The organism is Sphingomonas liriopis (genome assembly GCF_024211255.1).
In the GTDB taxonomy this organism is placed as follows: Bacteria; Pseudomonadota; Alphaproteobacteria; order Sphingomonadales; family Sphingomonadaceae; genus Sphingomonas; species Sphingomonas liriopis.
This window is the reverse complement of record NZ_JAMLDY010000005.1, coordinates 51098-77971: the sequence shown is the minus strand read 5'-3', so window position 1 is coordinate 77971 and position 26874 is coordinate 51098. Positions and strand designations below refer to the sequence as shown.

Annotated in this window: 17 protein-coding genes; 8 read left to right on the top strand and 9 right to left on the bottom strand. The window is 69.3% G+C overall.

The genetic code is table 11. The features are described from left to right. Window positions 1-11: 11 nt before the first annotated feature. The 5 genes from M9979_RS05190 to M9979_RS05170 all read right to left on the bottom strand — a co-directional run bounded on the left by M9979_RS05190 (window position 12) and on the right by M9979_RS05170 (window position 8640). Window positions 12-1328: an APC family permease gene (locus M9979_RS05190; RefSeq protein ID WP_254288278.1), complete on the bottom strand. Its 1317-nt coding sequence runs from the start codon at window positions 1326-1328 to the stop codon at window positions 12-14. Next, on the bottom strand, window positions 1325-2788 hold the full coding sequence (locus tag M9979_RS05185; protein ID WP_254288277.1) for a S10 family serine carboxypeptidase-like protein: 1464 nt from the start codon (window positions 2786-2788) through the stop codon (window positions 1325-1327). The genes M9979_RS05190 and M9979_RS05185 overlap by 4 nt, the downstream gene beginning before the upstream one ends. A 1-nt stretch (window position 2789) precedes the next feature. Beyond that, complete coding sequence (locus M9979_RS05180; RefSeq protein WP_254288276.1) at window positions 2790-3992, bottom strand: pyridoxal phosphate-dependent aminotransferase; 1203 nt, start codon at window positions 3990-3992, stop codon at window positions 2790-2792. Further along, a complete protein-coding gene (locus tag M9979_RS05175) occupies window positions 3989-7030 on the bottom strand; it encodes a TonB-dependent receptor domain-containing protein (RefSeq protein WP_254288275.1) in 3042 nt (1013 codons plus the stop codon). The genes M9979_RS05180 and M9979_RS05175 overlap by 4 nt, the downstream gene beginning before the upstream one ends. Window positions 7031-7233: 203 nt before the next feature. Further along, a complete protein-coding gene (locus M9979_RS05170) occupies window positions 7234-8640 on the bottom strand; it encodes a S10 family serine carboxypeptidase-like protein (RefSeq protein ID WP_254288274.1) in 1407 nt (468 codons plus the stop codon). A gap of 165 nt (window positions 8641-8805) precedes the next feature. Here M9979_RS05170 and M9979_RS05165 point away from each other — a divergent pair, with 165 nt between their 5' ends. Together M9979_RS05165 and M9979_RS05160 are read left to right on the top strand one after the other, a co-directional pair. Then, complete coding sequence (locus M9979_RS05165) at window positions 8806-10062, top strand: aminotransferase class V-fold PLP-dependent enzyme (protein ID WP_254288273.1); 1257 nt, start codon at window positions 8806-8808, stop codon at window positions 10060-10062. Window positions 10063-10085: 23 nt separating this feature from the next. Next, the gene (locus M9979_RS05160; RefSeq protein WP_254288272.1) at window positions 10086-11591 is read left to right on the top strand and encodes a S10 family serine carboxypeptidase-like protein; all 1506 of its coding nucleotides are present in this window, start codon (window positions 10086-10088) and stop codon (window positions 11589-11591) included. Window positions 11592-11715: 124 nt separating this feature from the next. On the opposite strand, the gene M9979_RS05155 is transcribed toward M9979_RS05160, so the two are convergent. Together M9979_RS05155 and M9979_RS05150 are read right to left on the bottom strand one after the other, a co-directional pair. Next, the gene (locus tag M9979_RS05155; protein ID WP_254288271.1) at window positions 11716-13761 is read right to left on the bottom strand and encodes an amidohydrolase family protein; all 2046 of its coding nucleotides are present in this window, start codon (window positions 13759-13761) and stop codon (window positions 11716-11718) included. After that, window positions 13761-14714 carry an ornithine cyclodeaminase family protein gene (locus M9979_RS05150; RefSeq protein WP_254288270.1) on the bottom strand — a complete coding sequence of 318 codons (954 nt, stop codon included), beginning with the start codon at window positions 14712-14714 and terminating at the stop codon, window positions 13761-13763. The genes M9979_RS05155 and M9979_RS05150 overlap by 1 nt, the downstream gene beginning before the upstream one ends. A 128-nt stretch (window positions 14715-14842) precedes the next feature. Here M9979_RS05150 and M9979_RS05145 point away from each other — a divergent pair, with 128 nt between their 5' ends. Both M9979_RS05145 and M9979_RS05140 read left to right on the top strand, forming a co-directional pair. Next, window positions 14843-15316 carry an Lrp/AsnC family transcriptional regulator gene (locus tag M9979_RS05145; RefSeq protein ID WP_254288269.1) on the top strand — a complete coding sequence of 158 codons (474 nt, stop codon included), beginning with the start codon at window positions 14843-14845 and terminating at the stop codon, window positions 15314-15316. A 237-nt stretch (window positions 15317-15553) separates the two neighbouring features. After that, window positions 15554-17275 (top strand): M61 family metallopeptidase, encoded by a 1722-nt coding sequence (locus M9979_RS05140; RefSeq protein ID WP_254288268.1) that lies wholly within the window; start codon window positions 15554-15556, stop codon window positions 17273-17275. A gap of 109 nt (window positions 17276-17384) precedes the next feature. Here M9979_RS05140 and M9979_RS05135 read toward each other — a convergent pair whose 3' ends face one another. Further along, window positions 17385-19679, bottom strand: a complete 2295-nt coding sequence (locus tag M9979_RS05135) for a transketolase (RefSeq protein WP_254288404.1) — start codon at window positions 19677-19679, stop codon at window positions 17385-17387. A gap of 81 nt (window positions 19680-19760) precedes the next feature. Continuing rightward, the gene (locus M9979_RS05130; RefSeq protein WP_254288267.1) at window positions 19761-20810 is read right to left on the bottom strand and encodes an aromatic ring-hydroxylating dioxygenase subunit alpha; all 1050 of its coding nucleotides are present in this window, start codon (window positions 20808-20810) and stop codon (window positions 19761-19763) included. 204 nt (window positions 20811-21014) lie between these two features. On the opposite strand from M9979_RS05130, the gene M9979_RS05125 reads away from it, so the two are divergent. From M9979_RS05125 to M9979_RS05110, 4 genes are all read left to right on the top strand, one after another. Then, on the top strand, window positions 21015-23327 hold the full coding sequence (locus M9979_RS05125; RefSeq protein WP_254288266.1) for a TonB-dependent receptor: 2313 nt from the start codon (window positions 21015-21017) through the stop codon (window positions 23325-23327). A 67-nt stretch (window positions 23328-23394) separates the two neighbouring features. Next, a complete protein-coding gene (locus tag M9979_RS05120) occupies window positions 23395-24159 on the top strand; it encodes a GntR family transcriptional regulator (RefSeq protein ID WP_254288265.1) in 765 nt (254 codons plus the stop codon). Next, complete coding sequence (locus tag M9979_RS05115) at window positions 24149-25870, top strand: FAD-dependent monooxygenase (RefSeq protein ID WP_254288264.1); 1722 nt, start codon at window positions 24149-24151, stop codon at window positions 25868-25870. Before M9979_RS05120 ends, M9979_RS05115 begins: the two co-directional genes overlap by 11 nt. Continuing rightward, a complete protein-coding gene (locus M9979_RS05110) occupies window positions 25867-26874 on the top strand; it encodes an NAD(P)H-quinone oxidoreductase (protein WP_254288263.1) in 1008 nt (335 codons plus the stop codon). The genes M9979_RS05115 and M9979_RS05110 overlap by 4 nt, the downstream gene beginning before the upstream one ends.

Here is a 26874-nt window from a genome sequence, read left to right as displayed (position 1 = left end):
GTCGGCCGCACTTACTCGACCGATATGCGACCGGACCGGCTGTAGCGTTTGCGCGTCCGGAGATAGACGAAACCGCAGGCCGTCCAGCCGAGCAGCAGCACGTACGGCCGCCAGTCCGCCTCCATTCCGACGAAGATCAGGGCGATGGCACAGGCCGCGCCCGCATAGCTCAAAACGCGCATCGTCCGCCGGCCGAACTTGAATGCGGCCGCGGCGTACAAATCGGGGTGGCGTTCGACGACGCGCGCGGCGGCGAGGCAGATGCTGCCGTATTTGAGCAAATTGGGGATGTTCACCGCGAGGAACAGGAAGGTCAGCTCCATCGGCAGCAGCAGGCCGACGCAGCCGAGCAGGAAGACCGCGACCAGCGCGACATGCGGCGTCTGCCAGCGCGGATGGACCCTGCCGAGCGCGCGCGGCAGCATGCCGGACTGGCCCATCGCGTAGAGGCTGCGGCTGAACATCGCGAACAGCGCGTTGAGCGACTTGCCGATCGACAACACCGCGGCGAGCACGATCAGCGGCGTGGCGACGGGACCCATGAAGCGCTTCGCCGCATCGAGGATCGGCGCCTCGCTGGCGCCCAGCGCATCGCCGCCGAGCACGCCCAAGGCGACGAAGCCGACCGCGAGATAGAGCAACGTCGCCGACCCGATCGACAGCGCGATGCCGAGCGGGATGGTCCGGCGGCTGTCGGTCACTTCCGCGCCCGCCTCGGTCGCCGCCTCGATCCCGAAGAACAGGCCGATGAGCAGCGGCGTCGCGGCGACCATGCCGTGGAGGCCGTGCGGGAACAGCGGTTGCAGCCGCGCGGTATCGACCGCGGTCGCGCCGCCCCAGACGATGAAGATCGCGAACAGCAGCAGCATGCCGACGAGCAGGATCTTCTGCACGCGCGTCGCGATACGGACGCCGAACAGATTGGCGACGAGCGCGAGCAGTAGCACGGCGAGCATCGTCGGCCTGGTCGGCAGCGGCACCAGCATCGCGGCATATTTGACGAGCACCAGCGCGAGCACGACGATCGCGCCGACGTTGGCGACGATGCGGATCCATCCGACGTAGAAGCCCCAGGCGGGATGGAGGAAGCGCGCGGGCCAGACGAAGGACGCGCCGGACACCGGACAGGCGGAGCCGAGGAAGGCGTAGCTGACCGCGATCAAATACATCGGCAGGGCGGCGAGCAATGCCGACAGCAGCATCGCCGGGCCCGCGATCCGGGCGGCGGGCGCGATCGCCGAGAAGATCGACACGCCGACCGCAGTGCCGAGGCCGAGCGCGACGACGCCCCACAGGTCGATTCCCCGGGCGAGCTTCGCCTCCGTCAACGGCCGGCTCCGGTCGTGAGGAACGCGCGCAGGTCGGCGATCAGCATGCGCCAGCTGGTATCGTCCGAATAGGCGACATGGCCCGCGGGGTAGCGGCGGTTGCGGTAGCGATCGGGCGCGAGGTCGCTCTGCGCGAACAGATAGTCCGCGGCGCCGACGGTGGTGGTGAGGTCGTACAGGCCGGTGCCGACGAACAGGCGCAGGCCGGGCGTCGCCGTCATCGCGCGTTCGAGCCGCGCCATGAACGGCCAGTCGTTGAACGGCGAATCCCCCGACCCATAGCGCCAATCGTCGCCGCCGCGGACGATCACTTTATAGGCTGCCGCGTCGGCGACGCCGATCCGGGCGAGCTGACCGATCACCGCCTTGCCGTAGAGATCGGATACGGCCGAAAACGCGTCGGGGCCGACGGTTTCCCCGGCATCGGCGGGGCGCGGCGCGGTGTAGCGCGCGTCGTAGCGGCCGAGCACCTTGCCCTGCGCGCGCAGCAGCTCGACGCGGAACTGTTCCTTCGAGATGCGCAGGTCGTGGGCGAGATAATAGCTGCGCGAGATGCCGGTGAGTGCCTGCAGCTTCGCCGCGACCGATGCGCGTCCAGCGGCGTCGAGCGCGCGGCCGCGGAACAGCGCGGTCAGATAGGGTTCGGCATAGGCCGATGCCTCGCGTGCGCTGCCTTCGGGCGTGCAGGGGGCGGGGCGGACGTGGTGATAGCAGGCGATGGCGGCGAGCGTCGGCAGCGATACCGGATAGGTGACGACATTGTCGGGGCGCTGCGACGTCTCGATCATGTTGAGTGCCTGGCCGAGCAGCAGCACGCCGCGCAGGCGCAGCGCCGAATCCTGTTCGCGCAACGCATCTACCATCGCGGCGGCGCGGATCGTGCCGTAGCTTTCGCCGAGGATGTAGAGCGGCGCGCCGGCGCGGCCATGCGCGGCGAGCCAGCCGCGGGCGAGTTGCGCGACCGCGTCGGCATCGCCCTTTACCGAGCGGTAGAAGGCGGTGTCGGCATCGGTACCGAGTGCGGAGAAGCCGGTGCCGGGCGGGTCGAGGAAGACGAGATCGGCGACGTCGAGCAGCGTGTCGGGGTTGGCGGCGACGTCCGCGGCGGCGGGCAGGGGGGCGGTCGGGTCCTGCGGCACCCGCGCACGGAACGGGCCCAGCGCGCCCATCTGCAGATAGGCGGAGGCGGCGCCGGGGCCGCCGTTGAAGACGAACAGCACCGGGCGATTTGCGGCCCCGGCGCGGCTGTACGACACGTAACCGGCGGTCGCGTCCTGCCGGCCGGGCTTGCTGGCGACCGGGACCAGCCCGACCTCGGCGGTATAGGCGAGCTGCTGGTCACGGATCACGGCGGTCTGTTCGCTGCGCGCCTTGACCGTCGGGGCCGGCGGCGGGCTTTGCGCCGAGGCGGTGGCCGCGGCGAGCAGCATCGCCAATCCCCAGACCGCCCGCATCGTCATCCTATGCCTTCCCCCCGCTATGCCGATCGCGATAGCGGATCAGGCCATCGGTCAGCGCCTGCAAGCCGTAATCGACATCGGCCGGCGCGCGCGCGAAGCCGATGCGGATATGGCCGGTCGCGCCGAAATATTCCCCCGGTGCGACGACGACGCCGCAACGATCGGCGAGCCATTCCGAAAAGCGCACGGTATCGTCGATCCCGACCAGCCGCGGAAAGGCGATGCAGCCGAACCGCGGCAGCGCGCCGGTGACCAGACCCTCTTCAAGCCAATGCTTATGATAGGACGCCATGATCGGCCGGGCGCGGTGCATGATCCCGCTACGATATTCCTCGAACGGCTCGGGATGTTCGAGGACCAGGGCGGCGACGGCGTGCGACAGGTTGGAGACGCCGAAGTCGATCTCCTCGGCGAGCGCGCGGATGCGGGCGATCGGCGCGTCCGCGGCGACGATCCAGCCGCAGCGCAGCGTGCTGAGCCCGTGCGATTTGGTGAGGCTGCTGATGCTGATGAGCGCGGGCGACAGCTGCACCGCGGGCGGCGGGCGGAGCGCGGGGTCGATGTAATCGCCATACACCTCGTCGACGATGACGTGGATGCCGCGCGCCTGCGCCAGCGCGCCGATCGCCGCGAGCGTCTCGGTCGACAGCGCCATGCCCGATGGATTGTGCAGGTTGGACAGGACGATCAGCCGCGTACGCGGGGTGATCGCCGCGGCGAGCGCGTCGATGTCGATCGTGAAATCGGGCCCATGCCGCTCAAAGCGATCGACGCCATAGCCATGCGTCTCGGCGATCTTGTGGAACAGGTCGAACCCGGGGTTCTCGACCAGCACGCGGTCGCCGGGTTCGAGCAGCGCGCGATAGATCAGCGACAGCGCGCCGGTCGCGCCGGTGGTGCAGACGATCCGCTCCGCCGGCACCGCATAATGGCGCGCGAGCTGCGCGACGACGTACGGATTGCCGCTGGTGAAGGCGCTGGTGTAGCGCGAGGTGATCGTCTCGCCGAACCCCTCCGCGACGATACGGCGGAGGTGGTCGACGGGTTCGGGCACCGAACTGTCGAACAGGCCGACCAGCAGCGCGCGTTCGGAACGGACGGCGCGGATCACCCGGCGGACCCAGTGCGAATAGGATTCGGCGACGCCCGACGCCCCGGTCGGCATGACCACCGGTTCGCGGCACAGGCCGGGCGATCGTGTCACCGCAACTTGATCCGCGCGCCGGCGTAGAAGCGCCGGCCCAGGATGTCGCCATAGGCGATTTGCGGATAGGACGGGTCCTTGTCGGTCAGATTGTCGACGCCGAAGCGCAGCGCGATGCTGCCGAGGTCGACCTGCGCCGAGACGTCGTGGACGATGTTGCGCGCGAGGACGGGGTTGGGCGTCGTCTCGATCGACACGTTCGGCCCCGCCGCGGTGCGGTCGCGATATTGCAGCTGGTAGGTGAGGCGCAGCGGCCCCTTGCTGTAGGCGGCGTTGAACCGCCCGACCCAGGTCGGCGACAGATAGGTGCCGTTGGTGCGGACGAAGGTGGTGCCGGTGACCGAGGTGGTGAGCAGCGTGTTGTGCGTCGCCGACGCGGTCAGCTGCAGCCGGCCGAGATCGCCCGTACGCAACAGGTCGCCCAGCGCGAACTGGTAATCGACCATGTAGTTTTCGCCGCGATAGCGGATCACGCCGGCGTTGAAGGTGGTGGTGGTGCCGGTCGCGATCGTGCCGCCGGGGCTAAGCCCGTCGCTGGTGGCGAGGCGGGTGAAGGCGCCGCACACGCCCGCCGCCGGGTTGGGATCGTCATAGCAGGCGGCGGTGAAGTCCTGCGTCGTGAAGGCGGACAGCCCGTCCTTCAGGTCGATCTCGATCCGGTCGGCGCTGATCGTCAGACCGGGAACGATGCGCGGCTGGAGCAGGATACCATAGGTCCAGGTGTTCGAGATTTCGTTGCGCAGGGCGGCGTTGCCGCCGGTGGTCACCGTGGCGCGGGCGAAATTCTCCGACGGGTCCTGGAAACGGGCGAGGCGGGCGGCGGCGCTCAGCCCCGCGCCGGTGCCGTCGGCGTCGACGCCATAGCCCGGATTGGCGGTGAACAGCGCGAGACAGCTGGCGCGGCGCTGGGCGGGGTTGGGGCCGCTGGCGATCCGGTCGGCATCGCAGGGATCGAAACCGGTCGAATTGAGGCCGCTCGACGAGGGCGCGAGCAATTGCGTCAGCGTCGGCGCGCGGAAGTTGCGGCTGCGCGATCCGCGCAGCGTCACGCCGGCCAGCACCTCCCAGCGCAGGCCGAGGTCCCAGACGTTCTGGTGCCCGGCATAGCTGTTGTCGACGTAGCGGAATGCGCCCTTGGCCTCGAGCAGGCGGACCAGCGGCAGCTGGAAATCCTTGCCGATCAGCGGGACGATCAGCTCGGCCGACAGCTCGTCGGTGTTGTAGCCACCAGATTGGGACACCTGGCGGACGCCGGTGCCGAAGCTGCCGGCGCGGTTGGCGTCGAGCGGGTCGAAGCGCGCGCGTTCGTCGCGATGTTCGTAGGCGACGCTGAAATCGGCATTGCCCATCGGCAGTTTGGCGAGCGTGCCGCCCAGCGTGGCGAGCAGGTCCGCCTGTTCGTTGGTCCAGTCGATCCCGGCGCGGGTGCTGACGTAGTTGCGCGCGGCGGCGCCGACGTTGCCGTCGCCGAACGGGTTGATCGGCGCGCAGGCGGCGTCATTGTTGTTGGGATTGGCATCGGCGTTGATCGCGCAGACGATCTGCCCGCCGCTCGACACCGCGTTGATCGCATTCTGGAAGCGGCTGTTGACCACCTGCCAGCTGCGCTGCGCGCCCTCGACCCGGGCATAGCTGCCGGCGAGCGACCAGTAGAAGTTGCGCGTGCCGACGTCGAAATCGCCCTCCAGCGCCAGCGCCGCGCGATAGGTGTCGGTGCGGGTGGTCTGGTCGTTGGACGGCGTCAGGTCGTAGAAGTATTTCGACAGATACAAAGGCGCGCCGCCGGCAAAGGCCGGATTGGCGCCGCCGAGCAGCGTGCGCGCCTGCGTCGAGAGATAGGGATTGGCGGTCGTGAAGGCGATCGGGCCGTTGTACGCGCCGGCGTTGAGCGTGGTGTAGCTGTTGCCCTGCGGAATCTCGGTGCCCGTCGTGCGGGCGTAGAGCAATTCGGTCGACACGGTGACATGGTCGGTCAGGTCGTAATGGCCGACGAGGTTGGCGGTGTAGCGTTCGACGCCGGTGCGTAAGCCCGCGAGCGCCTGATATTTGAAGCCGTCGCCGCCCGACGCGAAGGGAATGCCCTGAATCGCGCCGGTATTGTAGGTGACGACGCTGCCGTCGGGCGCGAATTGCAGCGCGTTGCCGGCGCTGCGTGCGAGGAACTGGGGGACCGGCGCCGGTCGGGTGAAGATCACGCCGTTGCTGTTGAACGGCCAGAAGGCGGCGTCGAAGATCTCCTTGACCGCCGGGATGCCGTCCGTCGGGCCGGTGTCGGCGGCGTTGCTGACGGTCAGCCGCCCGAGGTTGGAGAGCGGACGGGCGGAGAACATCAGCGCCGGCGACCGCGAATAGCCGAGGTCGATCGCGACGTTGCCGCGCCCGCCGCCGAAGTTGACGCCGGCGGTGCCGCGCAGGCTCTGCGTCCCGTAATCGCCGCGATCGGAGACACCCGCCTGCGCGTCGAGGACGAGGCCGGAGAAGTCCTTCTTGACGATGTAATTGACGACGCCGGCGATCGCGTCCGAGCCGTAGACCGCGGCGCCGCCGCCCTGATAGACCTCGACCCGGTCGAGCAGACCCAGCGGTATGATATTGGCATCGACGAAGGCGTCGCCGGCGCCGTCCGCCGACCCGATGCCCGATCCGCTGGTGACCATGCGGCGGCCGTTGAACAGCGTCAGCGTGCGGCCGGGCCCGAGGTTGAACAGGTTGGGCGCCTGATAGCCGGGGCCGCTGGTGTTGCCGCTGCCGTCCGCCTGGTTGAGGACGGGCGCGTTCGACGGCAGGTTGTTGAGCGCGTCGGCGGCGGTGATGAAGCCGCGGTCGGTGATCGACTGGGTGGTGATCTCCGCGACCGGGGCGGCATTGTCGAGGCCGGCGCGGCGGATGCGCGATCCGGTGACGACGATCGTCTCGTCGGTGTCGGGCGTGGCATCGGCGCTGGTGGCGATCGACTGGTCGGCCGCGGTGGGCGCGGGCGCCTGCTGGGCGAGCGCCGGCGTCGCGATCAGCGCGGCGAGGACCGCCGTCGATGCCATCAGTCCCCGGATCGTTCCGTCATGTGCGTGCTGCATGAAGCCCCCTTCTCGTCGCGTTGGCGATCGGTGCGGCTTGCTGCCGTCTGCGATCGCTGCCTGCCACACAGGATAGCGTGGGTGGCAGGGCAAATTTCGGCGTTGATCGGGCAAGACGGGGTAGGCGAGGTTCAAAAAGGCGGGCCAGTCGCGCCGCCGCGCAAAATTTATGCGCCGTCGTCAAGGAAGGCAGCGAGTTCGTTGCCGAAGCGATCGGTTTCGCGCGGGTCCTCATACATCATGTGGCCACCGGCGTAGCAGCGCAGCGTGAAGCGGCGCGGCAGGTCGGCGGGTAAGGCCGCGACGGTCGCGGCATTGCCGGCACAGCTGTTGAGCGAATCGTACAGGCCGGTCGCGACCCAGACGCGCAAATGTGGGTCCTTCGCCATCGCGCGCTGGATCCACGGCTGCGAGGCGCTGGGCGGGCCTTCGCCGGCCATCGCCCGGGCGAGCGAGGCCTTCGTCACCGGCGACTGGTCGTAGCGCCACTGGCCGCCGACGTCCGCGGCGGGGGCGTCGATGCCGGCATATCGGTCGGCGGTGTAGCCGAGGTCGGTACGATAATAAGCGAGGGCGACCGCGTCCTCGCCGGCGGTGTCGGATTTGGTCGACTGGCGCATATCGAAGATGCCGAGCGTCTTGCCCTCCCGCCCGAGCAGGCGGGTGCGGAAGTCGCGGGGCGAGACCCAGAGCGTCTTCGGATCGATCGTGTCGGGGTCGAGGCCCTGGTAGCGGGCGAGGGCCGCGACGATCGCGGCGCGCCGGGTCGCGTCGAGCGCATCTGGGTTTGCGAGCGCGGGGGCGTAGGTGGCGTCAGCCCAGCGCTGCACCTCGGCCAGCGTGGCGGCCTCGTCGCGTTGCAGCTCGGGGGACAGCTTGCCGAGTGCGAAGGCGGTGGCGGCGCGGTTGACCAGCGACAGCGCGCGGCGGCGTTCGCCATGCTGCTCCTCGCCCAAGGGGATGCCGCCGGAGATCAGCGCGACGCCGGCGACGGGGATGCGCTGGTCGACCAGCGCCTCGGCGACGCCCGAAGCGCGCCAGGTCCCGAAGCTCTCGCCCACGAGCGCGAGCGGGCTGGCGGTGCGGCGATAGCGGATGCGGAAGTCGCGGACGAAGGCGGCGGTGGCGGCGATGTCGGCGACGGTGCCGTAGAAGGCGGTGGCTTGTGCAGGCGTCGCGGCGCGGCTGAAGCCGGTGCCGACCGGATCGACGAAGACGAGGTCGGTGGTGCGGAGCGGGCTGGCGGGATTGTCGGCGAGCGCACTCCCGCGGATGACGCGCGGGCCGATCGCGTGGAAGTGGAGCGTGCGCGAATCGGCGCCGGGCCCGCCGTTCCACACGAAGCTCAATGGCCGGTGCGGGCGGCCGGGGACGAGATAGGCGGTGTAGACGATCCGCGCCTCGGCGGCGCCGACACGCACGGGGATCGCGCCGACACAGGCGACATAGGCGAGGCGTTTGCCGGCGATGTCGGCGCTGTGCCGGCTTTCCACCGCATCGGCTGCGCAGGTCCGCGCGGCGGCCGGCGTGCCGATCGCCATCAGAACCATGATCGCCAAGGCCCGTCGGATCATCGTGCACACTCCCTTGAGGCAAAGCGGTAGCCGCGAAACGCCGGCATATTTATGCGCAGATCGGGCGAGGCGACATGCGGTAGACGGTATGGTGCGTGTCGCCCGTACGAAAGGACGCAACATCTATGCAGGCAGCGTGCGCTAGGCTGCGGATCGACAAGGGGGATGATGGTGACCGAAGGGGTGACACGGCGCAACGTGCTGGCGGGGACTGCGGCCCTGCCGCTGGCGGCGCGCGGCGTGGCGGCGCCCGCGGCCTTGCCGGACCCAGCGGCCTTGCCGGACAGGGCCAGCTTCGCCGCCATGCCGGGGACGTACCTCGATTCGGGGACGATGCATCCCGTGCCGATCGGCGCGCGCGACGCGGCGCGGGCGTATCTCGACCAGCGCGCGACGATGGACGGCTATTTCCCGACCGACGCGGTCGAGGGGCGGGTGAAGGCGAATTTCGCCAAGCTCATCAACGCGTCGCCGGACGAGATCGCCTTCGTCCAGAGCACCACCGCGGGCGAACAGGCGATCATCGATGCGCTCGGCTTCCCCCGCGAGAAGGGGCGGATCGTCACCGATACGCTGCACTTCTTCGGCTCCTTCTACCTCTACGAGGAACTTGCCAAACAGGGGGTCGAGGTCGTCTGGCTGCGGCCGCGCGCGAACCGGATCGCGATCGACGATATCGAGCGCGCGATCGTGCCGGGGACGCGGCTGGTCGCGCTGTCGCTGGTGTCGACGTACAACGGCTTCGAGCACGACCTCAAACGGGTGTGCGATATCGCGCATGCCAAGGGCGCGCTCGTCTATGCCGACATCATCCACGCTGCCGGCACGGTGCCGATCGACGTGCGCGCCAGCAACGTCGATTTCGCCGCCTGCGCCAGCTATAAATGGTTGATGGGGGATTTCGGGCTTGGCTTCCTCTACGTCCGCGCCGACCTGCACGACCGGTTGCGGCGGACGCGTTATGGCTATTACCAGCTTGGCGGGTTCGATCCGCACGTCTATCCGTTCGACGCGCCTGCGACCAAGGCGGATTACCCCATCGCCGACGTGACGCCGCGCCCCGACATGGAGGGATTGTTCGCCGGCGGCACGCATGCGCATGTCGTGTCGGCGATGCTCGACTGGTCGCTGGAGCATATCCTCGCGCTCGGCGTCGATCGGATCGCCGGCTATCGCCAGCCGCTGCTGCGGCGGCTGCACGCCGGGCTGGCGAGCCGCGGCTATCGCGTCGTGACGCCGCCCGAGAGCCGGACGCCGCTCGTCACCTGTGTGATGGAGGGCGCGCGCGAGCGGCTCGCCGCGCCGCTCAAGGCGGCGAAGGTGCAGATCACGCTGTCGCGCAACCGCTTCCGCGTCAGCCCGTCGGTGTTCAACACGATGGACGATATCGAGCGCCTGCTCGCCGCGCTGCCCCGCGCATGACCCCAAACGAAAGATCGCTGCCGATGCGCCGTCTCGCTCCCTTTGCCGCGCTGTTGCTCACGCCCGCCGCGCTGCATGCGCAGGACGAGGGCAATGCGCCGATGTCGCCGGCCTTCCTGCGCGCGATGGAGCCGATGGTGCCGCGCGACGCCGCGCGCGCGCGGGTGGTGACGACGCGGCATCGGATCGCGCTGGGCGGCAGGCCGTTCGCCTATCGCGCGATCGTCAGCGAACAGCCGATGCCGGGGCCGGACGGCACGCCGGTCGCGGTCGGTGTCAGCTATGCCTATGTCGCCGAAGGCCCGCGGGGCGGGGCGAAGCGGCCGGTATTGTTCGTGTTCAACGGCGGGCCGGGGGCATCGTCTTCGCCGCTGCACATGCAGGCGTTCGGACCGCGGCGGATGGTCGGTAGCGGCGATGCCGCGCACCTCGAGGACAATCGCTTCACGCTGCTCGACGTCGCCGATCTGGTGTTCATCGATCCGGTCGGCACCGGCGCGTCGATGCCGGTCAAGGGCAAGGATGCGTCGGCCTATTTCGGCGTCGGCGGCGACGCGCGCGGGGTCGCGTCGATGATCCAGCGCTGGCTGGCGGCGAACGGGCGCAGCGACGCACCGGTGCTGCTGGTCGGCGAAAGCTATGGCACGGCGCGCGCGCTCGCGATCCTCAACGAGACGATGAAGGCGAAGCAGCCGCTGCCCGACGGCGTCGTGCTGCTGTCGCTGGCGGTCGGCGACAGCGACGGGCCGGTGGTGTCGGATGCGGTGCTGCTGCCGACGCTGGCGGCGGTCGCCTGGTATCACGATGCGGTCGATCGCGGCGGCCAGAGCGTCGCGCAATGGTATGACGCGGCGCTGCATTTCGCGCAGACCGACTATGCCGCCGCCCTGATGCAGGGGCCGGCGCTGCCCGCGGCGGAGAAGCAGCGGGTGGCGGCGCGGATGGCGGCGCTGACCGGAATCCCGGCGGCGACGATCATGGCGAAGGACCTGCGGCTGGAGCGGCGCGACTTCATGCTCGGGCTGCTCGCGGCGAAGGGATTGCGCACCGGGCAGCTCGACGGGCGGGCGACACGCGCGATCGCCGACAGCCGGTTGCGCCCGCCGTTCGACGATCCGTCGATGTCGCTGGGATCGGGGACGGCGACGACGGTCGAGACGTATCTGAAGGACGAGCTCGGCTATGCGCTGCCGAGCGCCTATCGCAGCCTGAACCTCGGCATCAACTTCACATGGACCTGGGACAAGGACTATGGCGGCAGCTATCGCGCCATGTCGTTCGCGCCGTATCTGAAGGCGGCGATGGCGGCGAAGCCGACGCTGCGGATGTTCGCGGCGGGTGGCTATTACGACATCACCACGCCGGTCTATGCCGGGCAGTTCGCGATCGAGCAGCATGGCGTGCCCGCGGATCGCGTCGCGTTCCATCGCTATGCCGCGGGCCATTCCACGTTCGAGGACGCCGAGGGGCTGGCGGCGCTGAGTGGGGATCTGCATCGCTTCGTGGCGGAGGTAGCGGCTGGGCGGTGAGCCCCGCCGACCCGTTCGGGCTGAGCCTGTCGAAGCCCTGCTCTCCACGGGCGCCGACGCGGGTGGAGAGCGGCCCTTCGACAGGCTCAGGGCGAACGGTTGGTGGGGCCTATGCCCGCCACCACTAGAACAGGTATTCGTCCATTGCGTCGTGCGCCGGGCCTGAGCCTGCCGTCTTCGCCGCCGTCGGCGGCAGCGTCAGTTTCGGTGCGGCAGCGAAAGGCTTCACGCCGAACGCAGGATAGATCTCCGACGGAAAGTAGATCGTGCCGTCCTTCACCACCATCGCGATACGGTGCAGTTCGGCCAGATCGCGCGTCGGATCGCCCGGCAGCAGGATGAAATCCGCGAGCTTCCCCCGCGCGATCGAGCCGAGCTGCTGATCGTGGCCCATGTACTGTTCGGGTGCGAGGGTCGCGAGGCGGAGGACGTCGGCGACGGGGATGCCGGCCTCGGCGTAGATCTGGAGTTCGCGGTGGACCGACAGGCCGGTCTGGTCGTCGGTGCCCGGCAGCAGGCGGATGCCGCGGTCGTGGAGCAGTTTGAGCACCTGCTTCACCTTCGCCATCGCGCCGTCATAGGCGGCGGCGTCCGCAGGACCGGCGATCGGCGCGATCGCCTGGCGCCGGCGGCGTTGCAGGCCGATCGGCAGGTGATCGATGTAATCGGCGACCGCAGGGTTGGGCGTGCCATCCCGACCGCCCATCAGCAGTTCCAGCGTCACCGCGGTCGGATCGTGCGCGATTCTGCCGGCGACCATCAGGTCGATCGTGTGCCGCACCCGCGGCGCGGCGAGGTCGAGCGTCGCGGTGCGCTTCATCGCGGTCAGGCGCAGCGGGGTGCGCGTGTCCTCCTCAGGCTCCAGCACCCAGCCGAGCATCAGCTGGTTGATGTGCGTCACCTCGTCATAGCCCGCGCCGATCATCGCATCGGCGTTGGTGAAGGCGGGGATATGGCCGGTCACGGTCATCCCCAGCCGGTGCGCCTCGCGCGTGATTCCCGGCACCCATGCTGGGTTCATGCTGTTGTAGATCTTGATCTGCCAATGGCCGCGCGCGGCATACCAGCGGACGGCGTCGAGCGCCGCGGCCTCGCTGTCGGCGACGATGCCGAGCCGCGCGGAATAAGGGCTGCGCCCTTCGAGGAAGCCGTTGGCCGTGATGCGCGGGCCGGCGACCTCGCCCGCGGCAATGCGGTGGACAAGGTCGGGCAGGAAGGCGTTGTCGTTGCCCATGTCGCGCACCGAGGTGACGCCGGCGGCGAGATAGAGGAGCGCGGATTCGAGGCTGACGTGCGCATGCATGTCGTGCAGGCCGGGCATCAGCGTGCCGCCGGCGCCGTCGATCGACGCTTCGCCGGGCGAGGCGGGCGCGTCGAGAGGCTGGATGCCGGTGATCCGGCCATCGGCGAATACCACCGACACGGGCGCACCGCGCGTGCCGGTGACCGGATCGAAGACGCGGACGTTGCGGATGCGCACGGGCGCGTCGATGCGGTGCGCGAAGCGTGTCTGGAGCGCAGCGTAGCGCTCCGCGGTGAGGCGGGTCGCGAGCGCGGCCAGCGCGGGGACGTCGCCCTCATGCCCTTCGCGCACCGTCGCGCCGCCGGTGTCGAGCACCGCGAAGAGCTGTTGGCGCTCGTCGAGCAGGATCAGTTCGGGCGACAGGTCGATGCCGCTGATCGCATAGGCCTGATAGCGGACGCCGCGGATCGTCGCGGGGCCGAGCCGGTCGATGTGCAGCTGGCCGCCGGGCAGCGCGGGGAGCGTCGCGTTCGGCGCCTTGAGCAGCGCGCGGGCGTAGAGGCCGAGCGCCCAGGGGCTGGCCGACTGGCCGATGTAGAGCGCGGTGCCGCGCGCGGGTGCCTCGCGCGCGCCCATCGCGTCGGTCCAGCGCGCCACGCCGCCGTCGCGGGCGAAGCGTTCGTGGACGTCGCCGCCGAACGTCGCCTTGCCGTCGAGCGTCCAGCGCAGCGGCACGCCGTCGGGGCCGAGGTCGATCGCCTCGTCCATCGTCGGGCCGCGGCCATTGTTCTTGACGTCGTAATGGATCGCGACGTGATCGCCGGTGCGGGTGGCATCGACGCTGCCGACCTTTTCGCCGTTGGCGATCACCGACAGGCGTTCGTGGGCCGGGGTGGCGGCGAGCAGGGCGAGGATGACGGGGAGCATCAACGGTGCGCACTCCGATAGAGGTGCGCGGCGGCGGCGAGGTCCTGCACCGCATGGCCGAGCGATTTGTAGAGGGTGATGTCCTCGGGCCCGGTGCGGCCGGGCACGCGGCCGAGCAGCACCTCGCCGATTTCCGCGACGATATGGTCGTCGGTGACGAGGCCGGCGTCGCGCGCGATGAGGAATTCGGCGGCGGCATCGCGCGCCGAGGCGGTGCTGTCCGCGATGTAGCGGCTTTTCACGACGAGCGCGCTATCGACCTCGACCGGGCCGGGGCCGCTCGATCCGACGAGGTTGACGTGGCAGCCGGGCCGGACCCAGTCGCCGAGGATCACGGGCTGCGCCGCGGTGGTCAGCGTGCAGACGACGTCGGCGGCGCGGGTGGCGGCCTCCAGGTCGTCGGCGCGTTCGCAGGGCAGGTCGGGGAAGGCGGCGACCAGCGCATCGGCCCTGTCCGGCGAGCGGCCCCAGATCAGAATGCGATCGAAGCGGCGAACCAGCGGCAGTGCGTGGAGGTGGGTGTGCGCTTGCCCCCCGGTGCCGACGATCAGCAGCGTGGAGGCATCGGCGCGGGCGAGCGCGTCGGTCGCGACCGCGCTGGCGGCGGCGGTGCGGATGTGGGTGATCTCCTCGGCATCGGCGATCGCGACCGGGCGGCCTTCGGAGGGTTCGAACAGCACGACCAGCCCGCGGTGGCGGCGTTTGCCGGGGGATTGTGGGTCGGCGAAGACGCTGATCGTCTTGGTCCCGAACATATCGCGTTCGCCCAATGCGCCGGGCATCTGCGCGAAAGTGCGGCCCGGCCCCAGCGACAGCATCGTGCGCAGCAGCTGGCGGGTGGTGCCGGCGGACAGCGCCTGCATCGCCTCGCGCACCACATGGATGCAGTCGCGATAGGGCAGGCCGGCGCGCACCGCCTCGCTATCGAAGATCGCCAGCTCGTCACGCGTCATTCCTGCTTCTCCGCCAGCGTGTCCGCATCAGGCTAGGCCCGGCGGCGCGCAAATGCTTGTCGATCGGCGCCGATCATGGTCAAAGCACGGCCAATTCCATTCTCATTCCGCCGGAACGACGCATAAACATGGCTGACGCCCTCGACCGCCTCGACCTCAAGATCCTCGACCGGTTGCAGATCGACGCCTCCGAATCGTCGAGCGAGATCGCCGATCGCGTCGGCCTGTCGCAGTCGCCCTGCTGGCGGCGCATCCAGCGGTTGAAGGACGAAGGCTATATCAAGGCGCAGGTCGCGGTGCTCGACCGCGAGAAGTTCGGCGAGAGCATGTACATCTTCGCGCAGCTCAAGATGGGGCGGCTGAGCGACGAGGCGCGCGACCGCTTCATGCGCGCGGTCGAGGACATCCCCGAGATCACCGAGGCGTATACGCTGTTCGGCGAGATGGACGTGATGCTGAAGGTGCTGGCGCCGAGCATGGCCTGGTATCAGAATTTCACCTTCCGCACGCTGCTGCGGCTGCCCGGGGTCGAGGACATCCGATCGATCGCGACGCTGTCGGAAGTGAAGTGCACGCACCGGTTGCCGCTGCCGACGGCATGAAGGGGATGGCGATCGGCGAATAGTCTATGCGCAGCCGGCGGTGCGGAAGGGCGTTTGCGACCGGACTTCGCGCCGGCACGCGGCTAGAGCAAGGACTTCAAACCACCCCGTTCGTGCTGAGCCTGTCGAAGCACAGGTGAGACTCAATGCCCTTCGACAGGCTCAGGGCGAACGGCGGGAGGTTGGTCAGCCTGACGGCATCAAATACAGGCTGATCGTCACGACGAGGGAGGTATCATGACCGGCCGAGCGTTGCGCACATATCCGGCCGTCGCCGCGTTGCTGCTGACCGCCGCGGCACCGGGCGCGGCCGACGGCCCGCGGCTCGTCGTCCGCCTCGCGCCCGGCGCGCCGGATGCGGCGCAGCATGTGCCGTTCGTCGACGTCACGCTGGTCGTACAGGGGATGCACGCGGCGGCGGGGGATGCGCTGTTCGAGCTGCCGATGGTCGCCAACACCGTCGTCACCAGCGGCAGGGACGTGCAGGGACTTAGCGTGTCCGACGCCGCCGGCCCGATCGCGGTGACGACGCAGGACATTGCGGAGGACGGGTCGAACACCACGCGGCGGTGGCGGGCGTCGCGCGCGGTCGATGGCGGGGTCACGGTGCGCTATCGCGTGCCGATCGACGCCGCCGCGCCGCCGCTTGCGCTGCCGCAATATGAGATGCGGACGGAGGGCGGCACCTTCTCCGCCGCCGGCAATGCCTTCCTGCTGCTGCCGACCGACACCGTGCCGCGGCGGGTCGAGGTACGCTGGGACTTCGCGGCATACGGGAAAGCCGGGGCGGGGGTGTCGAGCTTCGGCATCGGCGACGTGACGACGCCCGCCGCGCTGCCCGCGCAGAAGCTGGCGTCGGCTTATTACATGGGCGGCCGTCCCGGTACGGCGGGGCCGGAGGCGGACGGGTTCTTCGCCGCGTGGCAGGGACAGCCGCCGTTCGCGATGGCGCCGCTGATGACCTGGGCCGGGGCGCTGCATCGCTTCTACGGCGGCTTCTTCGGCTACACGCCGCCGCGCTTCGGCGTGTTCGGGCGGACGAATGCGCGCAATCCGGGCAGCGGCATCGGGCTGACCGACAGTTTCGCCTATACGTTCAACCAGACGTCGAAGCCCGACGACCTGCGCAGCCTGCTCGCGCACGAGATGCTGCACAGCTGGGTCAATTCGCTCGACGGATCGATGGACAGCGCCGGCGGGCTCGACCGGTCGTGGTTCGGCGAGGGGCTGGCGGTGCATTACCAGCGGACGCTGCCGTATCGCGCCGGCATGATCTCCGCCGAGGATTTCCTGAAGGATCTCAACGAGACGGCAGGGCGCTATTATACCAACATCAAGATCGCGACGCCCAATGCGGCGATCCCCGACGGATTCTGGCGCGATACGCGGGTGCGGGTGCTGCCCTACGATCGCGGATCGCTGTACTTCGAGACGGTGGATGCGCAGATCCGCGCGGAGTCCGGCGGCCGGCGATCGCTCGACGATATCGTTCGCACGATGCTGAAGACGCGGCGCGACGGCGGCGCGATGAACGAGGCGCTGTACCGATCGCTGCTGAAGGCGGAGCTCGGCGACGGGGGGCTCACCGACCTCGACGCGATGCTGGCCGGCGCGACGGTGCTGCCGCCATCGGACGCCTATGGCCCGCGCTTCCGTCGGGTGAGCCGGCCGCTGCGCCGCTACGACCTGGGGTTCGACATGGCGTCGTTGCAGGCGAGGCCGAAGATCGTCCGCGGCCTGATCGCCGGGTCGAACGCCGCCGTCGCGGGACTGCGCGACGGCGACGAGATCCTGAACGGCTTTCCGCAGGATGCGCTGCAGGGCGATCAGCTGGCGTATGTGACGCTGGACGTGAAACGGGACGGCAGGGTGTTGCAGCTGCGCTATCGACCGCGCGGCGAGATCGTCGATGCCTATCAATGGGTCCCGGTGGATGGAGCGTCCGGAAAGCGCCGTTAGCCCCGAGCGACCGGAGCCGCGGGCCGAGCCTCGCCCGGCGGGCCGACGATCGCCATCAGCGCTTCCAGACACCGGTTCGCGCGCGCCGATCCCGGCGACCGGCGGCGGATCATGGGCCGCGCACGAAGAGGTGCGCCATCGCATCGATCGCGGCCTCGGCGTCGAGCCGATAGTGGCGGTAGAGATCGGGCAGGTCGCCGGTCTGGCCGAAGCGATCGACGCCGAGCGGCGCCACCCGCCGGCCATCGACGCCGCCCAGCCACGACAGCGCGCCGGGCGAGCCGTCGATCATCGTCACCAGCCCGGCGCCGCGCGGCAGCGCCGCCAGCAGCGTTGCGATATGCGCGGCACCGCGCCGCCGGCCGTCCGCGGTCGTCGCCGCGCTCCAGTCGCGGTGCAGCAGATCGGGCGACGTCACCACCAGCAGGCCGAGCCCCGGCAGATCGTCGCGCATCTCCTCCCACGCCTGCAGCGCCTCGGTCGCCAGCGTGCCCATCACGACGATCGCCGCCTCCGCCCGCTCGTCCGGCGCTTTCAGCCAATAGGCGCCGCGGATCGCATCCGCCTGCCAGCGGTCGTCGCTTCTGGCGATCTGCGCGACGGCACGCGTCGACAGCCGGAAATAGACCGATTCGCCATCGGGCGCCTGCATCAGGCGCAACGCCTCCGCCAGCAGCACCGCCAGTTCGTCGACGAAGGCGGGCTCGTAATGGCGCAGCCCCGGCTGCCCCATCGCGATCAGCGGCGGGTTGATCGACTGGTGTGCGCCGCCCTCCGGCCCCAACGTGATCCCCGATGGCGTCGCGACCAGCAGGAACCGCGCGTCCTGGTAGCAGGCGTAGTTGAGCGCATCGAGCCCACGTGCGATGAACGGATCGTAGACGGTGCCGATCGGGATCAGCCGCTCGCCGAAGACCGCGCCCGCAAGGCCCAGCGCGGCCAGCATCAGGAACAGATTGTTCTCGGCGATGCCCAGCTCGATATGCTGGCCGGCGGCGCCGCCTTCCCATTTCTGCGCCGAGGGGATGCGCGCCAGCCGGAAGACGTCGGCCAATTGCTGGCGGCGGAACAGGCCGCGCTGGTTCACCCACGCGCCGAGGTTGGTCGACACCGTCACGTCGGGCGAGGTGGTGACGATCCGGTCGGCGAGGGGTGAGCCGCCCTTCGCGAGATCAAGCAGGATCTTGCCGAACGCCGCCTGCGTTGATTGTTCGTCGCCGGCCGGCGGGACGATCGGCGGCACCGCCAGCACCGCCGGTGCCACCGGCGATCGGTGCCGCGCGATCGGCGTCGCGGCGACCAGATCGGCGAGCGCGGCGGCCATATTGTCGCCCGTCCCCGCCCACGGCTCCCATTCCTGTCCCGGCGCGATGCCCATCTCGTCGCGCAGGCTCGCGATCTGCGCCGGGTTCATCAGCCCGGCATGATTGTCCTTGTGCCCGGCGAAGGGCAGGCCGTGCCCCTTGATCGTATAAGCGATGAACAGCGTCGGCGTGTCGTCGCGCGCGGCATCGAACGCCTCGGTCAGGCTCGCCATGCAATGCCCGCCGAGGTTGGTCATCAGCCGAGCCAGCGCCGCATCGTCGCGGCGCGCCAGCAACGTGGGCACGCCGCGCTCGCCGCCGATATCGGCGGTCAGCCGCGCGCGCCACGCCTCGCCGCCCTGATAGGTCAGCGCGGCGTAATCGGCGTTGGGCGTCTGGTCGATCCAGCCGCGCAGCGCCTCGCCACCCGGCTCGCGGAACGCCGCCTGTTGCAGCTTGCCGTATTTCAGCGTGACGACGCGCCAGCCGCAGGTGCGGAAGATGTCGTCGAACCGCCGGAACATGCGATCCGCGGTCGTATGGTCGAGGCTCTGGCGGTTGTAGTCGACGATCCACCAACAATTGCGGACGTCGTGCTTGTAGCCCTCGATCAGGCATTCGTAGATATTGCCCTCGTCCAGCTCGGCATCGCCCATCAGCGCGATCATCCGTCCGGTATCGGCCGCGGCAATCGCGTTATGCGCGACGAGGTAATCCTGCACCAGGCTGGCGAAGGCGGTGACCGCGACGCCCAGCCCGACCGACCCGGTCGAGAAGTCGACCGGGATCACGTCCTTGGTCCGGCTGGGATAGCTTTGCGCGCCGCCCCAGCCGCGGAACGCCTGCAGTTTCTCGCGCGACTGCGTGCCGAGCAGGTAGTGGATCGCGTGCAGCACCGGCCCGGCGTGCGGCTTCACCGCGACCTTGTCGTTCGGCCCGAGCGCGTGGAAGGACAGCGCGGTCATGATCGTGCTGATCGACGCGCAGCTCGCCTGATGCCCGCCGACCTTCAGATCGTCGCGGCTGTCGCGCAGGTGGTTGGCGTTGTGGATCGTCCACGCCGACAGCCACCGGAGGTGACGGTCGACGATGTCCAGCATGGCGATATGATCGGGCACAGGATCGGCAGCAGCCGCGCGGGTCGCCAAGGTGGTGGTCCTTCCAAACGATGGCGCGGGGGGTCAGCCCGCGCGTTCGAGCCGTGGCTCGACCGGGGTAACGCCCCGGGTCTCGCCCGCGATCCGTTTCTCGATCGCGCGGCGGCATCGCGTCCCGGCATAATCGGTTTCCAGATACAGCGGCTGGAGCGAGAAGAACTCGCGGCCGTCCATATAATCCTGGCATGCCGCGATCATCGGTTCGTCCTCGGTGCGGAAGGCGTTGGTGATGATCGCGCGGGTGCGCTCGTCGATGGCGGTGTCGTCCATCCGGCGGTTGCGCGTGTGGATCCAGAAATAATGCGTCGAATGGTCCGTCTCTGGCGTGATGAGGTGCGCGTTGCGCGTCACCGCGCCGTCGTCGGGCTCGCCGCCGGTATCGGTCATCGCCAGCCGCTGGCGCAGCGTCCCCGGGAACACCCATTCGATATCCGAATGATAGTCGCCCTTGGCGTGGGCGAAATAGAGCGCCTGGCTGGACGGCGTCGGCACGTCGCGCATCTGCGTGTGGACGCGGATCGAGTTGTCGTCCGAATCATATTGCGATTCGCGCTTCGCCCGCGACGGCGACAGCGTGCCGGCGTGGATATAGGCGGCGTGGCTGAGGTCCATCAGATTGTCGAGCACCAGCCGATAGTCGACCGACATGGCGAGATAGCCTGACACCGGCGTGCGGTCGCCGCGATCGATCAGCTGCAGGTCGGGAATCTCGCCCTCGTCCGCCAGCGTCGCATCCCCCGGCCATAGCCAGATCACGCCGTCGCGCTCGGCGACGGGATAGGAGGGCAGGCGGGCGGCGGCCGGGATGCGCCCCTGTCCGTGCGGATTGAAGATGCACGCGCCGCCCAGGTCGAACTTCAGCCCGTGATACGGACATTCGATCGTGTCGGCGTCGCGTGTGCCGAGGTGCAGCGGCGCGAACCGATGCGGACAGCGATCGCCGATCGCACGCACCGCGCCGGCGGTGTCGCGGACCAGCATGATCGGCTCCCCCAGGATGCGGCGCGCGATCGGCACGTCGCCGATTTCGGTCGCGAAGGCAGCGCAATACCATGCGTCGCGGGCGAACGTCATGATCCTCTCCTGTTCATCGTTATGGCATGCCATGATAGGCATATGCTGGATTATTGCGCAAGTAATGCTTGCAAATCGCCAGAATGGCATGCCATCAAAGTGAGCGAGACCAAAAATGGCTCGGGGATGAGGAGAGGATCGATGGGACGAGCGGGAGGGATCTGGCATCGGCGCCACCTGTGGCTGGCCGGGGCGGCATGGACGATGACGGCCGGCACTGCGACGGCCCAGACCGCGGCGGATCAGCCCGATGCTGCCGCGCCCGCCCAGCCAGCCACTGGCCAGGCCGACGAACGCGGCGCGGCCCGATCCGCGGCGTCGAGCGATGCGGACATCGTCGTCACCGCGAACAAGCGCTCCGAAAGCGTCCAGCGCGTGCCCATCTCGGTCGTCGCGGTCGCGCCGCGCACGCTGACCGAGGCGGGCGTGGTCAGCACGGTGCAACTGCAGCAGACCGTTCCCGGCGTGTCCTTCTCGCCATCGGGCGAGGCCAAGCTCAACAGCTTCTACGTGCGCGGCGTCGGCACCTATGCGTTGAGTGCCGCGCTCGAATCCTCGGTCGGCGTCGCGGTGGATGGCGTGCCATTGGCGCGCGTCGGCGGCAGCATCTCGGACCTCGTCGATATCGAGCGGGTCGAGGTGCTGAAAGGGCCGCAGGGCATGCTGTTCGGCAAGAACGCGACCGCCGGCCTGATCGGCATCGTCACCCGCAAACCCGAACTCGGCGTCAACGGCAGCGAGGCGCATGCCTCCTACGGGTCGTTCAACGAATATAACGTCGATGCGACGGTCAACGTCGCGCTCGGCGACACCGCCGCGCTGCGCGTCACCGGCTGGCGGTTCGGCCACGACGGCTTCGTCAAGGACATCACCGGCCGCGCGCGCTGGGGCGACAAGAACAGCTATGGCATCCGCGTCGGGCTGGGGATCGAGCCGACCGCGGCGCTGCGCATCAACCTGATGGGGCAGTTCGACGGCCGCAACGAACATGGCGTCGCCTTCACCTATCGCGAATTCACCAACACCGCGCCGTTCGGCTCCGTCGTCGAGGCGTATGAGCGCGCGCGGGGCATCGTGCCCTCGCCGACCAATCTGGTCGCCGATCCCGGCAACACGCCGCGCTCTTACGGCAGCAATTTCTACCTGACCGCGACCGCCGATCTCGACCTCGGCAACGGCTTCACGCTGTCGTCGCTGACCTCGTACCGCGATCTGACGACGAAGGGCCAGATGGACCCGTGGCTGTCGGCGTCGCCGCTGATCGGCATCCCGCAGCTGACCGACGACGAACGCTACAACCAGTTCACGCAGGAACTGCGCATCGCGACCCCGACCGATCGCCCGATCAGCTTCGTCGCCGGGCTGTTCTACTATGATTTCTACATCCGCGACGTCCAGAACCAGGCGTTCTTCGGCGTCCCCGTGCCCGGATCGTCCAACTATCCGCGCCGCAACACGGTGACCAACGGCCTGCGCAACGTCGCCGCGTTCGGCGAGGTGACGTGGCGGCTGACGCCCTGGCTGCGCGCGATCGGCGGCATCCGCCAGTCGAACGATCGCGTCACCGGCTTCTTCGACCGCTCGCGCACCGGCCCCGATTCGGGCGTGGTGCCGGCGACCGTGCCGATCTTCTCGTTCACACCCAGACCGGTCTCCTACGACGCGACCTCCTATCGCGTCGGGGCGCAGGTCGACCTCGCCGACGACGTCATGGTCTACGCCACCGCCTCGCGCGGCTACAAGGCACCGGGCTTCAACCTGACCCAGTCGCTGACCCCCGGCGCGATCGTCAACGATGCGCGGGTGGAGGCGGAGATCGCCAAATCCTACGAAGCGGGGATCAAGTCGCGCTTCTGGGGTCGCCGGATCACCTTCAACGTCGCGGTGTTCGATTCGACGTTCAGCAACTTCCAGACCACCGTCGGCCTGCCGGTCAGCCCGCCGGTGTTCGTCATCCAGAATGCGGGCGAGCTGAAATCGACCGGCGTCGAGGTCGACCTGTCGATCCGCCCCGTCGCCGGCCTGTCGTTCGGCGTCAACGGCGCCTATGTCGATGCGCGCTACACCGATTTCGACAACGCCGCCTGTTACCCGCTCCAGCCGACGCTGCCCGCGGGCAGCGCGCTGCAGCCGGGCTTCTGCGTCAACGGCGTCCAGACGCTCGACGACTTCCCGCTCGCCCAGTCGCCCAAGTGGAGCTACAATGCGTCGGCCCGCTACGAGGCCGCGCTGGGCGATGATTTCAAGGCGTTCGCCGCCGGCAATTATTCGTACCGCAGCCGCACCTGGTACGAAGCGAACCGCAACCCGCGCGAGGTGCAGGCGGGCTATGGCTTCTTCAACCTGTCGCTGGGCGTCGGGCCGCAGGACGACCGCTGGCAGGTCGCCTTCTACGCCCGCAACCTGTTCAAGGCGGATTTCGTCGCGCGCGTCCGCAACAATTTCAACAGCTACTATCAGCTGCCCGCGTATGAATCGCAGCGCCGCTTCGGTGTCCAGCTATCGGGCAAGTTGTGACCCGCCGCCCGCCTCTTCTAGACCGTGACTTGCCGTCCCCATCGGGGCGGGAAGCAGGAGTCTGTTGATGTCGACCCGAGTCGAAGCCGTGACGCTGAAGCTGCGTCAGATGATCGTCGCGCGCGAGCTGGCGCCCGGATCGCGCGTCCCCGAACGCGACCTCGCCGAAGCGTTCGGCGTGTCGCGCACGCCGGTGCGCGTCGCGCTCGGCATCCTCGAGGCGGAGGGGCTGGTCGCGGGCGAGGCCAACCGCGGCTTCGTCGTCAGCGAATTCAGCATCGAGGACGTCCTGTCCGCGTTCGACGTGCGCGGCGCGCTGGAGGGGCTGGCGGCACGTACCGCGGTCGAACGCGGCATCGGGCGCGACGCGCTCGATCGCCTGTCGGAATGCGTCGCAGAGGGCGAACGGCTGGTCGCCAGCGGCCTGTGCGGCCCCGACGACATGCGGCGCTGGTCGCTCGCCAACGGGACGTTCCACGACACGATCATCGCCGCGGCGGGGCTCGGCACGCTGGAGAAGGTCTATGCCTTCATGACCCGGATGCCGCTGGTCGCGCCGGTCGCGATCCTGTTCACCAACGACCGGCAGGACGATGCGCAGGCGCGGATGGTCGAGGCGCACGGCGACCACGTCCACATCCTCGCCGCGCTGGAACGGGGCGAGGGCGCGCGCGCCGAATATCTGATGCGCGAACATGCCTATCGCTCGCGCGAACAGCTGGGACGGCTGCTGCGATCGGGGCGGTCGCCGGTCGCCGATGCCCCACCGGCAGACGACGCCGTGTCCCCGTCGAAACGCCGTAGATCGAAGAAGAGCCTGCATGTCGAATGAACCCCTGGACCTTCTGATCGTCGGGGCCGGTCCTGCCGGGCTGCTCGCCTCGATCATCGCCTCGTCGATCGGGCTGTCGCATCGGGTGATCGAGCGGCGCGACGGCCTCCACACCGAACCCTCCGCCCACGTCCTCAAAACGCACAGCATGGAGGTCTATCGCCGGGTCGGCGTCGCCGATGCGATAGTCGCGCGATCGACCCCGGTCGAACTCCAACGCTACATCACCTGGTGCGAAAGCGTCGGCGGCCTCACCTACGGACGCCTCAGCCTCGAGGGCAAGAAGGGGCGCGTCCCCCGATTCACCCGGATCAGCCCGATCCATTCCTGCAATCTGCCGCAGAGCGAACTCGAACCGCTGCTCCACGCCCGTGCGGTCGAGGTCGCGGGCCATGATCCCGTGCACTTCGGCACGGCCTTCGCCGGCTATGACGAAGACGGCGGCGGCGTCGCGGTGCGCATGTCCGGTCCATCGGGCGAGCGAACGATCCGCGCCCGCTATCTGATCGGCGCGGACGGTGCCGGCAGCCGCGTCCGCCGCGCCGCCGGGATCGCGATGGAGGGGCCGCAGGCGCTCGCGCATTTCCTCGCCATCCACATCAATTCCGACATGCGCCCCTTCCTGACGCGCAACCCAGGCGTGCTGTTCTTCATCCGCACGCCCACGCTCGACGGCTTCTTCATCATGCACCAGGCGGTGGGATCGCAGGTGTTCATGATGCGCTTCGATCCCGAGACGACGCCGTTCGAGAGTTTCGACGCGGATGCCTGCCGCGCGATCGTCGCGGAGGCGATGGGCGCCCCCCACGATTTCGCGATCGCCGCGATCGACCGGTGGAACATGTCCGCGCAGATCGCCGAATCCTATCGCGCCGGCCGCGTGCTGCTGGTCGGCGACGCGGGGCACCGTTTCCCCCCCACCGGCGGCCTCGGCCTCAACACCGGGGTCGAGGATGTCGAGAACGTGATGTGGAAGGTCGCCGCGGTAATCCGCGGACAGGCCGACCCCGCCCTGCTCGACAGCTACGAGCGCGAATGCCGCCCGATCGCGATCCGCAACACCAACCAGTCGGTCGCCAATCATACCCGCATGCGCGAGGTCGCGCTGACGCTGCGTGCCGAGGACGGTCCCGCCGCCTTCCGCGCGGCGATCGACGAATTACGCGCGCAGGCGGATCATCCGCGCTTCGCCGAGATCCAGGCGGCGATCGACGATCAGGTCGATCATTTCGCCTTTCTGGAGCTCGAGATGGCGGCGACGGCGGAGGCGGGGGCGTTCGTCGCGCCGTCGCGCGCCGTCGCGATGCCGGTGCCGCCGACTGAGGGGTTCGAACCGAGCTTCCGGCCGGGCGCGCATGTGCCGCATCTCTGGCTCGAACCGGGCGTGTCGACGATCGACGTGCTGCGCTTCGACCGCTTCACGCTGTTCGCGCCGACCGTGGACGTCGCGGGCTGGCGGGCCGTGGTAGCGGCATTGCCACCCGGCGGCCTGCCGGTCGCGGTCGTGGCCCTCGATCCCGCCACCCGCGGCGAGACGGCCAGCGCCGCCGATTACTGGGGCGATGCGCCCTATGCGGTGCTGGTGCGACCCGATGGCCGCATCGGCTGGATCGAGCCGCCGCGGATCGGCGATCGCGCCACCGCGCTCGCCGCGGCGCTCGCCCAGATCGCCGGCCATCGCGCCGATGAACATGCAGCGGAGGTCGCATGACCCGGGACACGACGATGCGCGCGATCGAAATCCGCGCGGTGGACGGCCATTTCGCGCTGGCCGCGACCCGGCGCCCGGTGCCGACGCCGGGGGACGGCGAGGTGCTGATCCGCGTCCATGCTGCGGGCGTGAACGGGCACGACGTCCACCAGATCCACAACGGCGGCCACCCCATCCTCCCCGGGGAAACCGATCTGCCCGGACTTGAAGTCTCCGGCGAGATCGTCGCGACCGGCGCCGGCGTGACCCGCTGGCGGCCGGGCGATGCGGTATGCGCGCTGCTGCGCGGCGGCGGCTATGCCGAATATGCGCTCGCGCCGCAGGGCAATTGCCTGCCCAGGCCCGACAATCTGAGCTGGGCGGAGGCGGCGGTGCTGCCCGAAACCTTCTTCACCGTCTGGAGCAACGTCTTCGTCGACAGCGCGCTGGCCGAGGGCGAGACGTTCTTGATGAACGGCGGCACCAGCGGCATCGGCGTCGCCGCGATCCAGATCGCCGCGACACTGGGTCACACCGTCTTCGCCACCGCGCGCGGCGCTGACAAGGCGATCATCTGCACCCACCTCGGTGCGACGCGCGGCATTGATTACGAGAGCGAGGATTTCGCGGAGGTGATCGCCGCCGAAACCGGAGGCCGTGGCGTCGACGTCATTCTCGACATCGTCGGCGGCGACTATCTCGACAAGGATCTGCTCGCGCTGGCGCATGGCGGCCGGCTGGTGTTCATCGGTGCCGCGCGCGGCTTCGTCACCCCGATCGACCTGCGCAAGGTGATGCGCAAGCAGCTGCGCGTCGGCGGCAGCCTGCTGCGCCCGCGCCCGCCCGCGTTCAAGGCCGCGGTCGCCGCGGCGCTGGAGGCGCGGGTCTGGCCACACGTCCGTTCTGGGCGGATCAAGCCGATGCTCGACCGCAGCTTTGCGCTGGAGGACGCGGCGCAGGCGATCCGCTGCCTCCAAGAGCGACGCCATATCGGCAAGATCGCGCTTGCCGTCGTGGAAGGCTGA